Here is a 13,400-nt window from a genome sequence, read left to right on the forward strand (position 1 = left end):
GGAGCAAGTAATGGCGTATCTAGAACTAAAGGATATTAAGAAAAGTTATGAAGTTGATAATCAACATTTTCAAGTTTTAAATGGAATCAACCTCCAGTTTTCTAAGGGAGAATTTGTCTCCATCTTAGGCGAATCTGGTGGGGGAAAGACCACTTTAATGAATATCATTGCTGGTCTCGATGGTAACTATCAAGGAGATGTGCTGTTAAATGGAAAGTCGCTCAAACGCGAGACTAGCCAACAGTTGGATGAGTACCGGCGGAGTACCATTGGGTTCATTTTTCAAAGTTTTAATTTAGTTAGTCATCTAACGGTTAAAGAAAATGTAATCGTAGCGCTTGAGATGACTACGATGAATAAACAAGAACAAGAACAGCGGGCTCGTGATTTGTTAAAACAAGTTGGGCTGGCTGATCATCAAAATAAATATCCTAACCAGCTTTCGGGAGGTCAAAAGCAACGAGTTTCGATTGCGAGAGCGTTAGCAGCAGATCCTGAAATCATTATCGCAGATGAACCTACTGGAGCGCTCGATGCCCAGAATACTGATGAGATTTTGAAGCTGATGAATGACATTGCTAAGTCTGGCAAGTTAGTCATTGCGGTTACTCATTCACAAATCGTAGCCGACTATGGGACGCGAATTGTCCATCTGGCAAATGGAGTGATTGATAGTGATCGTCAGCTAAAAGATCCATTCCCAGTTGTTCAAGAAAACAACTCGTTCCATTCTAAGGTAGCTAGCTCATTCGCCATGTTCAGGATGGCCTGGGAACATTTTTGCTATAATCTGAAACGAAATATTTTGATTATGATTGGTTCAGCCATTGGTATTTTTAGTGTGATTATCATGTTGGGGCTGGGTAATGGAGCAAAGGGATATATTAACCATGAGATTTACTCGCAAATCAACCCTAACACGATTCAAGTGACTAAAAAAACGGGGGACGATCAGACAAAACAGATCAAACTAACCAACCAGGACCAGAAAAAATTAGAAAAAATTAAGCATGTAAAAAGTGTTTCAAAGGGTTATTTTGCAGTCACTGGTGGTCAGCTTCGCCAAGGCAACAAGAATATCCATCTGCAAACCATTCAAACTTACGATCACACCATCAAGACGAAGAATATCAAGACTGGGAAAATCCCCGGTAAAAATGAAATTCTCATTAGTAAGGGCGACGCCCAAAAAATCAACAAAAAGAATCCATACGCTGTTAAAGGAAACAAGCTGATGCTGTACATTAATGCAGGGGGCAGTCAGACGCAACCTAAAATTTTACAGCAAGAAGTTACAATAAGTGGCGTTTCTGATAGCTTAAGTGGCACGCCAGCAGTGATTTCTTATGATACGTTGGCTTCGATGTATCGTGCCGGTGGGGTGGACTTTAGTCCAAACTTTTTGTCGGTTGATATTGCCGGCGGAGTAAAAAATGTGGAGCCGGTTCAAAATAAAATAAAAGCTTTACACAGTAGTACCGGCAAAGCTGATTTTCAAATTACTGGAGCTGGTAGCATTGTATCGACTTTGAATACGTATGTTAACATTGCAGTGGGAGTGTTGACTTCAATTGCTGCGATCTCATTATTGGTTTCTACCATTATGATCATTGTAGTTCTATATATCAGTGTTTCTGAACGAACCCAAGAAATTGGAATTTTACGGGCTTTGGGCTTTACTAAACGAAATATTCGGCACCTCTTTATTTTTGAGGCGGCCATCCTAGGATTTTTTGCATCAATTATCGCAGTGATTTTAGCCTATGTTTTAGAATTGGGGATTAATCATCTCACTAATTCTGGGATTCACTACTCACTAATGCAAATTAGTGTTGGAAATGTACTCTTTGGAGTAATTGTTTCGGTGGTAATTTGTTTACTGGCAGCGTTAGCACCTGCATTAAAGGCTGCGCGAGTTGATCCAGTGGTAAGCTTAAGTGCAGAATGATTTTAAAAAGGCTGAGATTAATCAGCCTTTTTTGTTTGGAAACAGTTTAACTAGAATAGACAACGATTTTAAAGTACAATTAGGTTAGATTAATGATTGGACGGCAAAACAGATGACAGGGAAGCTTATCACATTTGAAGGTCTCGATGGCTCTGGAAAAACGACGGTAATGCAGCAGGTTGTTCAGGATCTAATTCCCCGATTGGGGGCGCAGCTGGTCACCACTCGGGAACCTGGCGGAGATCAACTGGCCGAACAGATTCGCTCTTTTATTTTTGATCACAATAACGCATTGGATCCACGGAGCACGGCACTCCTCTTTGCAGCAGCTCGCCGACAACACCTTACACGGCGGATTTTACCAGCGCTTCATAATAATCAACTAATTTTATGTGACCGATATCTCGATAGTTCACTAGCGTATCAAGGCGGTGGTCAGCAGCTAGGCATTGAAAACATCCTGGAAATGAATCAGTTCGCGACGGAGGGAGTGCTGCCAACCTTGACTTTTTACTTAAAATTACCCGTTGCGGTGGCACTGGAACGCATTCAAACCCGAGAAACAAAGCAGCAAAATCAATTAGATCAGCAACAACGTGATTTTTATGTGCGGGTTCAGACAGCCTATGATAAAATTGCCGCTAATAATCCCCAGCGAATGGTTGTGATTGATGCCACGCAGCCAGTTGCAGTAGTAACTCAAAAAGTTTTAGCGGTAATTTCGCAACAGTTTGCATCCTATTTTTTGTAAAGGAGACGCTTATGAAACTTGTGGTAGCAATTGTTCAGGAAAAAGATTCTACCAAGCTACAAAATCAGCTTAACCACCAAAAAATCATTGCCACGCAGTTAGCAACTAAGGGTGGTTTTTTGAAGGCTAAAAATATCACGTATTTAATTGGAATTGAGGATCAACGGGTTAAGGAAGTCCTAGATACCATTAAGGAAGTTTGTCAGGCACGCTCACAGTATGTGACCCCACCGATTAACCTAGTCGGAAGTATTAGTGATACGTCATACCCGGTTGAAGTACAAGTTGGCGGAGCAACAGTCATGGTGTTGCCCATGGATAATTTTTATCATTTTTAGGAGACGAGACCATGAAAGCGGCTCAAGTGTTGACGGCAGTAGAAATGCAACAACCGGAGTTAGAGCGTCACTTCTTACAAGTAATTGCTAAGCATGAGTTAAGTCATGCTTATTTGTTTAGCGGAACTAGTGGCGTCGGTAAAAAAAATTTGGCGTTGCTACTCACCATGCGACTATTTTGTAGTAATGTGCAAGCAACTGGGGTTCCTTGCGGTAAATGCAACGAATGTTTGCGAATTGCAGTTGGAGAGCATCCGGATGTTTTAATGGTGGAACCAACCGGGAGCAGTTTGAAAGTTGACCAGATTCGAGAGGTTCGCCGCGAATTTTCTAAGAGTGCGGTTGAAGGACAACAAAAGGTGTTTATTATTTCTGAAGCCGAAACCATGACGACGGAAGCGGCTAATAGTTTATTAAAATCATTAGAAGAACCCCCCACGCACGTAACGGTCTTTTTGTTGACAAATAATTACCACCGCTTATTGCCAACCATTATTTCACGGACGCAAGTAGTGGAATTAGCTGTTCAAGATCAAGCGGAGCTAAAAACTAAGTTAAAGCAGGGTCCCTTACCTCACAGTACAATCCAATTACTGTTAAACTTGACTAGTGATGCTCGACAAATTGAGCGACTCACAGAGGACGACTGGATTGTAAAAAGCAAGCAGGGGTTAGAGCGTTGGTTTCGCTGGCTGCTACAGGGTGATTGGCAGGCTTTTTTAACGGTTCAAACCAATCTGGTGCCGTTGATGAGAGATCGTAATGATCAAGACGTTACAATTCAAATGATTTGTTTCCTCTTTCAAGAGGTCCTTCAAGTTAAATATCAAGGCACTGGTTCGGAACAGCTGGCTTTTGGTGATGATTACAAAATGATGCAGCAAGCAGCAAACTCCTTGTCTGATCAGCAACTAATCGCTATTATTGAAAATGTTTTAACCATTAGTCGTTTTCAGCAAAATAACGTTAGTTTTCAAAATATTTTAGAAGCAATTACGCTTAAAAGCCTTAGGGAATTTCAGTAATGTGAAAGGAATGACCAATTTTGCCGACTGAAAACACTGATGATTTAATAATGGAGTTCAAGCAGTTGACTGCCAATCTCGCAACCATGCAGCACCAGGTGGTGAAGATGTTGGCAGAAAATGAGGAGCTTCGGATTGAAAACCAGCACCTGCATGATTTATTGGATGCCCATGAAAAAAAGCATCAGGGTGTGCAAGTACTTTCCAAATCAAAGCAAAATTTAGAGAAACTTTATAATGACGGTTATCATATTTGTAATCAGTATTATGGTAAAAGCCGATTACAAAATGAAAGTTGTATCTTTTGTACGGAAATTATTTACGGGGAGCGATAGCTGATGACGCTTCAGACGCAATCTAGTTTTAAGTCCATGACGATGGGAACTTTATATTTAGTCCCCACTCCGATTGGCAACCTCGAAGACATTACCTTGCGGGCTTTACGGATTTTAAAATTAGTAGATTTAATTGCTGCAGAAGATACCCGCAACACGCAAAAGCTATTAAATCATTTTGAGATTAAAACTAAACAAATTAGTTTTCATGAGCATAACGCAACCACACGAACTCCAGAATTAATCCAAAAATTGAAAATGGGGCAGACGATTGCCCAAGTTAGTGATGCAGGAATGCCCTCAATCAGTGATCCAGGGCAGGATTTGGTGCAGCAATGTCTAACGCACCAAATCCCAGTGGTGAGCCTGCCAGGAGCAAATGCTGGACTAACGAGTTTAATTGCTTCCGGGTTGCCGGCGCAACCGTTTATGTTTTATGGTTTTTTAAAACGGAAACCCCGAGAGCAACGAACCGAGTTACAACACTTACAGTCGATTACAGCAACTTTGATTTTTTATGAGGCTCCCCATCGACTTAAGCAAACATTAAAGCAACTTCTGCAGGTTCTGGGAGATCGGGATGCAGCGTTGGGACGTGAACTTACTAAGCGGCACGAAGAATATGTGCGGGGAACCTTAAGTGAGCTCGTGGTCTGGAGTGAAGCGACTAACATTCGGGGCGAGTTTGTGATTTTGGTTGCAGGTAATTCTAATCAAGAACCGGACCAGCCGGTTAACCCGATGGCTAAACTGACCTTGAGAGCACAAGTGCAAGCATTAATTAATCACGGAGCAAAACCAAATGAAGCCATTAAGCAAGTAGCAAAGTTAAACCAGGTAGTTCGACAAGATGTATACAATGAATATCATCAGCTTACTTAGGAGCGTTAATGTATTATGGTAGCAAAAATTTTTTCAGAACCGGTTCAGGTTGCAAATTTTGAAACAGATCTTCATGGTGATATTAATCTGCAGTATTTAATTGATACCATTGTGCAAGTTTCTGAGGATCAGTCTAATGATTTGGCAGTTGGAATTAATCGAGTCCAACAAGCGGGGGCTACCTGGGTTGTAATTCAATACGACGTCACTATTATGCGCTTGCCACGCGCCAATGAACGTCTGGAAGTTTCAACCCAAGGCTCTGAATATACCAATAATTTTGCGCGGCGTAATTTTTGGGCTCGTACTACTGATGGTCAGTTGTTAGTTTCGGTTACTAGCCTTTGGGTAACGATGGATTTAAAAACTCGCAAGATGGTAAAAATAAATCCGGAGATGGTGACGCCATACGGCAGTGAACGAGTTCATCGGATTGGGCGGATGCAAAAGATCCAAAAATTACCGTCAGAAGAGGTTATTAGTACTAATTATCCGGTTCGATTTTCGGATATTGACTTTAATGGACATGTTAGTAATACTCATTATATTGGTTGGATGGTCGATACCCTACCGTTTTCATTTTTAAAAGCGCATCGGGCGGTCGGATTTAGCATTAAGTTTGCTGATGAAGTTCGTTATGGTGACGCGGTTACCAGCCGAGCAACAGTCCTTCCTGCTGAAACTGGTTATGATTGGTCGGTTCACCAAATACTAGTCCAAGAACAAGTTTCTGCGACAGCCCAAATTAAATGGGAAAACTTAGAATAAGAAGTGATAATGATGAAAGTATTGGCACTGGACACCTCCAACCGCCCGCTAACCGCGGCGGTGTTGGACGGCAACCAGCTATTAGCAACGACGACTATTACAACGGAACGAAAACATGCCGCATTTGCCTTGCCCTTAGTAGCAGAGTTGCTAGAGCGGGCGCACTTGCAGCCAACCGACCTTGATCGAGTCGTCGTAGCTAATGGACCGGGTTCATATACCGGTCTGCGGGTTGCAGTTACGATTGGGAAAGTACTAGCAACCACCCTTAAGATTCAATTAGTTGGAATTTCTAGTTTAGCCACCTTAGCGCTGAACTTTAGTGATACTAACCGTTTGATTGTTCCATTATTTGATGCGCGTAATGACTTGGTATTTTCGGGAGTTTACCAAACCGAACCAGCTGGTTTGAAAACGGTGCTCCTTGATCGACATGTGGCATTCTCGCGGTGGATTTTAGAACTACAAAAATTCCATGATAACTTGTTGTTTGTCGGTCAAGATACGCTACATTTTGTGGATCAGATTAAGGAATCTTTTCCTACGGCAGTAGTAGTATCAGGACCAAAAGCGCTTCCCCAAGCTGGAGAATTGGGATTAGCCGGGCAGAAACAAGCAGTGGTTACCGATGTAGATCATTTTGTGCCAAGATACTTGCGATTGACCCAGGCGGAAGCAGATTGGCAACGAGAACATCCAGGAGAGGAACAGCACAATTATGTGGAGCACCTTTAAAGAATGGTATCGTAAAAACGTTAACGATCGTTTGGAAAACAAGATTGATAACGCGTTAGTTTTTAAAAATCGTCAGGTTGAAATCTGTGGGAATCATTATTTTTTAGGGAAAGGAACGCTAACGGATCTTCCAGACATTGTTAAGGTTAGTCGGGCAGCTGGCCGAGGACATTTCAAATGGAGTCGCAAACGGTTTCAACTTGGATTACGTAACGATCATGATCGCTTTTATTTCATCTTACGGTATCATGATGAATTGGTAGGCTTTATCGATGCGGTGATCAAACGGGACCAACGGCTTTGTATCATTGATTCATTGGCAATCTTACCAGAGTTCCAGCACCATGGCTTAGGCTACTTTTTAATTACCACTTGCATTGAACGCGCGCGTGAAATGGAGTTACAACAAGTTTTAGTTTGTTGTTCAGATGATGATGACAAAACTCAGGGTATTTTGACTGATTTGGGCTTTGTGACCAAGGAAGAAGCTAAACAGGATCGGGCTGAAACTGGGCTGACTGAATTTCAGTTGAACTTGGAAAAACGGAATGTTTTAGCTTCTAAAAATTTTGGTAGATAATGATTGTGAGTTGAAAATGAAGAGCAAAACAAGTTTAATTCTCGCCTTTGAAACGAGTTGTGATGAAACCAGCGTGGCCGTAATTCGTGATGGTCGAAAAGTGCTTGCTAACGAAGTGGCAACGCAGATTAAAAGCCATCAACGATTTGGTGGAGTAGTTCCTGAGGTCGCTAGCAGACATCACATCGAACAGATTACAATTTGTCTAGAGCAGGCGTTGCAAACGGCTCAGGTAGACTATGCGGATTTGAGTGCGGTTGCAGTTACATACGGACCGGGATTAGTGGGATCTTTGCTGGTGGGAGTTACAGCAGCTAAAACGGTGGCTTGGGCGCACCACCTGCCACTTTTACCGGTAAATCACATTGCTGGGCATATTTATGCAGCTCAGTTTGTGCAACCAATTAAATTTCCTGCCATGGCGTTGGTGGTTTCTGGTGGGCATACGGAATTAGTATGGATGCCAGCCGAGAACCAGTTTGAAATCATTGGTGAAACCAGAGACGATGCAGTTGGCGAGACCTATGACAAGGTTGGTCGGACGATGGGGTTGGCTTATCCAGCCGGACCCCAAGTCGATCAACTGGCACAGCAAGGTCAGGATACTTTTGCTTTTCCGAGAGCAATGCAGGATGAAGCTGGCTATGATTTTAGCTTTAGTGGGCTGAAAAGCTCCTTTATTAACCGGGTTCATCATGCAGAACAGGTACACGAACAGCTTTCTCAGGTCGATTTGGCAGCTAGTTTCCAAGCAGCTGCAGTGGATGTCTTGGTTGATAAAACGGTCCGCGCACTCCATGAATATCCAGCACAGCAGCTGATCCTGGCTGGGGGAGTTGCAGCTAATCACGAATTACGTCAACGTCTCGCTAGCGCGGTAGCCAACCAAGTCCGATTGGTAATGGCACCAGCACAGTTTTGTGGTGATAATGCTGCCATGATTGGTGCCGCTGGTTGGATGTTAGAAAAGCATCAGGTGCGAGCTGATCTAGACTTAAATGCTAATCCTAGCTTAGAATTTGAACGAATCCAATTAAAAAAACACTAGTCCAGCGGCTAGTGTTTTTCTTACGGAGGTTCAGAACGGCAGTAATTTTTTGAAAATATTTTCACAAAGAATTGTTTTATGTTAAAATAATTCTTATCAGGCTTTCGATAATAGTCAGGTGGAGGAAATTAAATGACAGAAACAAAGATTCCGCGTGCAACGGCCAAGCGGTTACCATTGTACTATCGCTACCTTAATATTTTGCATGATGGTGGGAAAACAAGGGTCTCATCGAATGAATTAGCAGATGCAATTCGAGTTGACTCAGCAACCATTCGGCGCGATTTTTCGTATTTTGGGGCTTTGGGCAAGCGCGGTTATGGTTATGATGTTGATAACTTGCTGGCATTTTTTAAGGATATTCTCGATCAGGATCGACTAACCAATGTTGCACTCGTCGGGGTTGGTAATCTGGGTCATGCTCTACTTAACTTTAGCTTTCATCAGGATAGTAACATCCGCATTTCGGCCGCTTTTGACATTAATTCTCAAGAGATTAATACGGTTCAGAGCGGGGTTCCTATCTATCCCATTGAGCAGCTAGTGACGCAGTTACAGGATCAGCAAATTACGGTTGCGATTCTCACAGTTCCTTCGCGAGTAGCACAGGAGGTGGCGAATCAAGTTGCTGAAACTGGGGTGAAGGGGATTTTGAATTTCACGTCGATCCGGTTGTCAGTTCCAGATCGAATTCGCGTCCACAACGTTGATTTAACGAACGAGCTCCAAACTTTAATCTACTTTATTGACCACTACGATCAGAAATAAAAGGCGAACTGTCAGAGACAATTCGCCTTTTTTACTGAACAAAGTTCTTGCAATTTTAAGAAAAGCAGACTATATTAGAAAATGTAATTAGCACTTGAATAGTTTGAGTGCCAAAATTAATTTGTTGGAGGGATTAGCATGTTACAGCCAATTGGAGATCGAATTATTATTAAGGTTCAGGAACCAGAAAACCAACAAGTTGGTGGGATTGTTTTGGCAGATAATGCCAAAGAAAAACCGACGGAAGGCGAAGTAATTGCAGTCGGAGCTGGAAAAGTCCTTGATGATGGAAAGACCGTTGCACCAGTTGTTAAAACTGGTGATCGGGTAATGTTTGACAAGTATGCAGGGACTAACGTCGACTATCAAGGGGAATCATACTTGGTAATGCATGAGAATGACTTGTTGGCAATTTTAAAATAGATTAAATCAGACTCAAAATAAATTTTTATGAGGTGAATTAAAATGGCTAAAGAAATTAAATTTTCTGATGACGCACGTAGCAAGATGCTAGATGGTGTTGATCAGTTAGCAGATACGGTTAAAACCACGATGGGACCAAAGGGTCGAAACGTAGTTTTAGAGGAAGCAGCTGGGGATCCAACGATTACTAATGATGGAGTAACGATTGCAAAAGCAATTGAACTTCCAGATCATTTCGAAAACATGGGAGCTAAGTTAGTTTCCGAAGTTGCTTCTAAAACTAACGATGTTGCCGGTGACGGAACTACGACAGCGACGGTGCTAACGCAGGCAATTGTTAAAGAAGGTATGAAAAACGTTACTGCCGGTGCAAACCCCGTTGGCGTTCGTCGTGGAATTGAAAAAGCAACTGAAGCAGCTGTGGCTGGATTACACAAAATGAGCCATCAGGTTGCCAGCAAGGAAGATATTGCACAGATTGCTTCGATTTCATCTGCTAACGAACGAGTTGGTAGTTTGATTGCGGATGCAATGGAAAAAGTTGGTAACGATGGAGTTATCACGATTGAAGACTCCAAAGGTGTTGAGACCAGTCTTGATGTTGTTGAAGGAATGGAATTTGATCGTGGCTACATGTCACAATACATGGTAACCGACCAAGAAAAAATGGAAGCAAACCTTGATAATCCATATATTTTATTGACTGACAAAAAGATCAATAATATGCAAGACATCATGCCACTATTGCAGTCAGTTGTTGAACAAGGTCGTTCACTTTTGCTCATTGCTGATGATATTGGTGGTGAAGTATTGCCTACCTTAGTTTTGAATAAAATGCGGGGAACTTTCAACGTTGTTGCGGTTAAAGCACCTGGTTTTGGTGATCGTCGCAAAGCGCAACTAGATGATATTGCTGTTTTGACTGGCGGAACAGTAATTAGCGATGATTTGGGTCTAGATCTAAAAGACACGACCATTGATCAGCTTGGTCAGGCTAACAAAGTTAACGTGACGAAGGATAACACGACCATCGTTGAAGGCAAAGGTGGTCAGGATGCTGTTCAACAGCGTGTATCAGAAATCAAGAATCAGATTGCCGCTTCTAGCTCAGACTTTGATAAGGAAAAATTACAGGAACGGGTTGCTAAATTAGCTGGTGGCGTTGCTGTCATCAAAGTGGGAGCAGCTACTGAAACTGAATTGAAAGAACGTAAATACCGCATCGAAGATGCTTTGAACGCTACTCGAGCTGCCGTAGAAGAAGGCTTTGTTCCTGGTGGTGGGACTTCCTTCATTAACATCTTGTCAGATGTTGCAAACCTTGATGCTACTGGCGATGAGCAAACTGGAATCAACATTGTGCTACGAGCTTTGGAAGCACCAGTTAAACAAATTGCAGAAAATGCTGGTGTTGATGGGGCAGTCGTGGTTGATCACCTGAAGAAAGAACAAGCAGGGATTGGTTACAATGCTGCCACTGGTAAATATGAAGATATGATTAAAGCCGGAGTGGTTGACCCTACCAAGGTTAGTCGTTCGGCACTACAAAATGCTGCTTCTGTTTCATCATTATTATTAACAACGGAAGCGGTAGTTGCTGACAAACCAGAAGAAAAAGCAGATGCCGGTGCTCCCGGACAAATGCCACAAGGAATGCCAGGAATGATGTAATTTAAATTAAGAAAAGCTCGCAATGGCGGGCTTTTTTTATTTTCTAAGCTTGTTGCCGCAAAATGAACGTAGTATAGTACAATGGAAAACAGGGATTAACCCAATTTAAAGCTAAAGTTATGGGAGTAAGGTTCATGTGGCGATATTTAAAAAGACTTATTATTGGTAGACCGCTCAAAAGTAGTGATGTTTCGGGACAATCACTAACTAAATTCAAAGGATTAGCATTATTATCATCTGATGCGCTATCTTCGGTGGCCTATGGAACTGAACAGATTACGGCGGTGCTGATTACGCTTTCAACTGCGGCGTTGATGTATCAGATGTGGGTTGCTTTGCTGGTGCTCATCTTGTTAGCCGCCATTACCCTTTCTTATCGACAGATTATCTATGCCTATCCTTCTGGGGGTGGTGCATATGTGGTTGCTCGGACGAACTGGGGTGAGGGGGCTGGATTGGTAGCCGGCGGTTCATTGCTAGTTGACTATATGTTGACGGTTGCTGTGTCAACGACTTCTGGGACGGAAGCAATTACCTCGGCGATTCCGTCGTTGTATGCTTACCAGGTTCCCATTGCCATTTTTATTGTGCTCTTTATTATGGTCTTAAATCTTCGTGGAATGAGCGATTCAGCCTCTTTTCTAGTGATTCCAGTGTATCTATTTATTTTAATGATCCTGGTAATGATTGTTTGGGGTGGTTACAACATTCTGAATGGAAATATTACTTATCGGGCAACTGCACCAGTTACTTCATCTGTCCAGGGAATGAGTTTACTACTCTTTTTTAAAGCATTTTCATCGGGGTCAGCTTCGTTAACTGGGGTGGAAGCGATTAGTAATGCGGTTCCTAATTTTAAGGATCCAAAACGAAAAAATGCTGCCAATACGTTGGCGTTGATGGCAATTATTTTGGCGCTTTTCTTTGCTGGAATTACGTTTTTGAGTTATTACATGGGGATTGTACCAAGTGCCAAAGATACCGTTTTATCTCAAATTGGGATGGGCGTTTTTGGACACGGCTTTTTCTACTATGTATTGCAAATGGCAACTGCTTTGATCTTGGCAGTTGCTGCGAACACTGGTTTTTCCGCTTTTCCAATCCTGGCTTTTAACATGGCAAAGGACAAATATCTGCCACACGCATACCTTGATAAGGGTGATCGGTTGGGCTATTCCAACGGAATCATTTCTTTAGCAATTGGTGCGATTGTACTGATTTTAATCTTCAATGGGAAAACTAATTTATTGATTCCGTTGTATGCGGTCGGAGTCTTTGTTCCATTTACTTTGTCACAATCGGGAATGATTGTTCATTGGTTGCATCATCGAGATGGTTTTTGGCCCGGGAAAGCCCTGATTAATTTAGTCGGAGCTGCCATCTCGGCAATTTTAGTAGTCTTCTTGTTTATTCTTCATTTTGTAAACGTGTGGCCTTATTTGATCATTATGCCACTGATTCTCTACATGTTTAACTTGATTCATAATCATTATAAATTGGTAGCCGCACAGCTTCGAATTCGGAATTTGGATAGTAAACAGTTAGAACATCATTACGATGGTTCAACGGTAATCGTTCTAGTTGGCAACGTCACGCAGGTTACTCGTGAAGCGATTAGCTATGCCAAATCAATTGGTGACATGGTAATTGCCGTTCATGTTTCTTTTGATTCCAATCCAGAGCATGAGGTTAAAATTGAACAACGATTTCGGGATGAGTATCCGGACATTCGTTTCGTTAACTTGCATACTTCTTATCGCTCAATTAATGATCCGGTGTTGAGATTTTGTGATGTGATTTCACGAAAGGATACGGAGCAAAACTATTCCACAACGGTTTTGGTGCCACAGTTTGTTCCAAGACGACACTGGCAACATGTTTTGCATAATCAAACTGCTTTGCGGTTGCGGGCAGCCTTAAATTCACGCCAAGACATTATTGTTTCAACGTATAACTATCATTTAGATAATTAAAAAGTAGATAATTAAAAGGGGCTTGTTTAAACAGTAATCCTGTTTAAACAAGCCCCTTTTAATAATGATTACTTGTTTTTTATTAGTAGTAATGGTATAGTGACCTTAATTATAGAAAGATTAATGTTACTATGAATGTCTTGTTTTTTCGAGGT

14 protein-coding genes are annotated in these 13,400 nt (G+C 42.0%); all 14 read left to right on the forward strand.

Annotated elements, in window-relative coordinates; translation table 11 throughout:
- Positions 1-10 precede the first annotated feature (10 nt).
- On the forward strand, positions 11-1,948 hold the full coding sequence (locus B808_RS03855) for an ABC transporter ATP-binding protein/permease (RefSeq protein WP_035422046.1): 1,938 nt from the start codon (positions 11-13) through the stop codon (positions 1,946-1,948).
- Between the two features lie 112 nt (positions 1,949-2,060).
- Positions 2,061-2,699 (forward strand): dTMP kinase, encoded by a 639-nt coding sequence (tmk, locus tag B808_RS03860; RefSeq protein WP_035422048.1) that lies wholly within the window; start codon positions 2,061-2,063, stop codon positions 2,697-2,699.
- 11 nt (positions 2,700-2,710) lie between these two features.
- On the forward strand, positions 2,711-3,037 hold the full coding sequence (locus B808_RS03865) for a cyclic-di-AMP receptor (RefSeq protein ID WP_009167394.1): 327 nt from the start codon (positions 2,711-2,713) through the stop codon (positions 3,035-3,037).
- Between the two features lie 11 nt (positions 3,038-3,048).
- Complete coding sequence (gene holB / locus B808_RS03870; protein WP_035422050.1) at positions 3,049-4,062, forward strand: DNA polymerase III subunit delta'; 1,014 nt, start codon at positions 3,049-3,051, stop codon at positions 4,060-4,062.
- Positions 4,063-4,082: 20 nt separating this feature from the next.
- Entirely contained in the window at positions 4,083-4,397 is a 315-nt protein-coding gene (locus B808_RS03875; protein WP_009167392.1) for a DNA replication initiation control protein YabA, read from the forward strand.
- A gap of 3 nt (positions 4,398-4,400) precedes the next feature.
- Complete coding sequence (gene rsmI / locus B808_RS03880) at positions 4,401-5,279, forward strand: 16S rRNA (cytidine(1402)-2'-O)-methyltransferase (protein WP_009167391.1); 879 nt, start codon at positions 4,401-4,403, stop codon at positions 5,277-5,279.
- Between the two features lie 15 nt (positions 5,280-5,294).
- Entirely contained in the window at positions 5,295-6,047 is a 753-nt protein-coding gene (locus B808_RS03885; RefSeq protein WP_009167390.1) for an acyl-[acyl-carrier-protein] thioesterase, read from the forward strand.
- A 9-nt stretch (positions 6,048-6,056) separates the two neighbouring features.
- Positions 6,057-6,782 carry a tRNA (adenosine(37)-N6)-threonylcarbamoyltransferase complex dimerization subunit type 1 TsaB gene (gene tsaB, locus B808_RS03890; RefSeq protein ID WP_009167389.1) on the forward strand — a complete coding sequence of 242 codons (726 nt, stop codon included), beginning with the start codon at positions 6,057-6,059 and terminating at the stop codon, positions 6,780-6,782.
- On the forward strand, positions 6,766-7,362 hold the full coding sequence (locus tag B808_RS03895) for a GNAT family N-acetyltransferase (protein ID WP_009167388.1): 597 nt from the start codon (positions 6,766-6,768) through the stop codon (positions 7,360-7,362). The genes tsaB and B808_RS03895 overlap by 17 nt, the downstream gene beginning before the upstream one ends.
- A 16-nt stretch (positions 7,363-7,378) precedes the next feature.
- Complete coding sequence (tsaD, locus tag B808_RS03900; RefSeq protein WP_009167387.1) at positions 7,379-8,410, forward strand: tRNA (adenosine(37)-N6)-threonylcarbamoyltransferase complex transferase subunit TsaD; 1,032 nt, start codon at positions 7,379-7,381, stop codon at positions 8,408-8,410.
- A 132-nt stretch (positions 8,411-8,542) separates the two neighbouring features.
- On the forward strand, positions 8,543-9,178 hold the full coding sequence (locus B808_RS03905; RefSeq protein ID WP_009167386.1) for a redox-sensing transcriptional repressor Rex: 636 nt from the start codon (positions 8,543-8,545) through the stop codon (positions 9,176-9,178).
- A gap of 138 nt (positions 9,179-9,316) precedes the next feature.
- Positions 9,317-9,601 carry a co-chaperone GroES gene (groES, locus tag B808_RS03910; RefSeq protein ID WP_035422055.1) on the forward strand — a complete coding sequence of 95 codons (285 nt, stop codon included), beginning with the start codon at positions 9,317-9,319 and terminating at the stop codon, positions 9,599-9,601.
- A gap of 42 nt (positions 9,602-9,643) precedes the next feature.
- Positions 9,644-11,272, forward strand: coding sequence for a chaperonin GroEL (groL, locus tag B808_RS03915; protein WP_035422057.1), 1,629 nt, complete (start codon positions 9,644-9,646; stop codon positions 11,270-11,272).
- Positions 11,273-11,406: 134 nt separating this feature from the next.
- Positions 11,407-13,245 (forward strand): APC family permease, encoded by a 1,839-nt coding sequence (locus B808_RS03920; protein WP_035422059.1) that lies wholly within the window; start codon positions 11,407-11,409, stop codon positions 13,243-13,245.
- Positions 13,246-13,400: the final 155 nt, after the last annotated feature.

The sequence above is a fragment of the Fructilactobacillus florum 8D genome (genome assembly GCF_000512295.1).
GTDB classification, from domain to species: domain Bacteria; phylum Bacillota; class Bacilli; order Lactobacillales; family Lactobacillaceae; genus Fructilactobacillus; species Fructilactobacillus florum.

Bases quoted from the DNA above. Each gene is read 5' to 3' on its own strand.
- B808_RS03855 (WP_035422046.1), top strand. From the start codon at position 11: ATGGCGTATCTAGAACTAAAGGATATTAAGAAAAGTTATGAAGTTGAT.
- tmk (WP_035422048.1), top strand. From the start codon at position 2,061: ATGACAGGGAAGCTTATCACATTTGAAGGTCTCGATGGCTCTGGAAAA.
- B808_RS03865 (WP_009167394.1), top strand. From the start codon at position 2,711: ATGAAACTTGTGGTAGCAATTGTTCAGGAAAAAGATTCTACCAAGCTA.
- holB (WP_035422050.1), top strand. From the start codon at position 3,049: ATGAAAGCGGCTCAAGTGTTGACGGCAGTAGAAATGCAACAACCGGAG.
- rsmI (WP_009167391.1), top strand. From the start codon at position 4,401: ATGACGCTTCAGACGCAATCTAGTTTTAAGTCCATGACGATGGGAACT.
- B808_RS03885 (WP_009167390.1), top strand. From the start codon at position 5,295: ATGGTAGCAAAAATTTTTTCAGAACCGGTTCAGGTTGCAAATTTTGAA.
- tsaB (WP_009167389.1), top strand. From the start codon at position 6,057: ATGATGAAAGTATTGGCACTGGACACCTCCAACCGCCCGCTAACCGCG.
- B808_RS03895 (WP_009167388.1), top strand. From the start codon at position 6,766: ATGTGGAGCACCTTTAAAGAATGGTATCGTAAAAACGTTAACGATCGT.
- tsaD (WP_009167387.1), top strand. From the start codon at position 7,379: ATGAAGAGCAAAACAAGTTTAATTCTCGCCTTTGAAACGAGTTGTGAT.
- B808_RS03905 (WP_009167386.1), top strand. From the start codon at position 8,543: ATGACAGAAACAAAGATTCCGCGTGCAACGGCCAAGCGGTTACCATTG.
- groES (WP_035422055.1), top strand. From the start codon at position 9,317: ATGTTACAGCCAATTGGAGATCGAATTATTATTAAGGTTCAGGAACCA.
- groL (WP_035422057.1), top strand. From the start codon at position 9,644: ATGGCTAAAGAAATTAAATTTTCTGATGACGCACGTAGCAAGATGCTA.
- B808_RS03920 (WP_035422059.1), top strand. From the start codon at position 11,407: ATGTGGCGATATTTAAAAAGACTTATTATTGGTAGACCGCTCAAAAGT.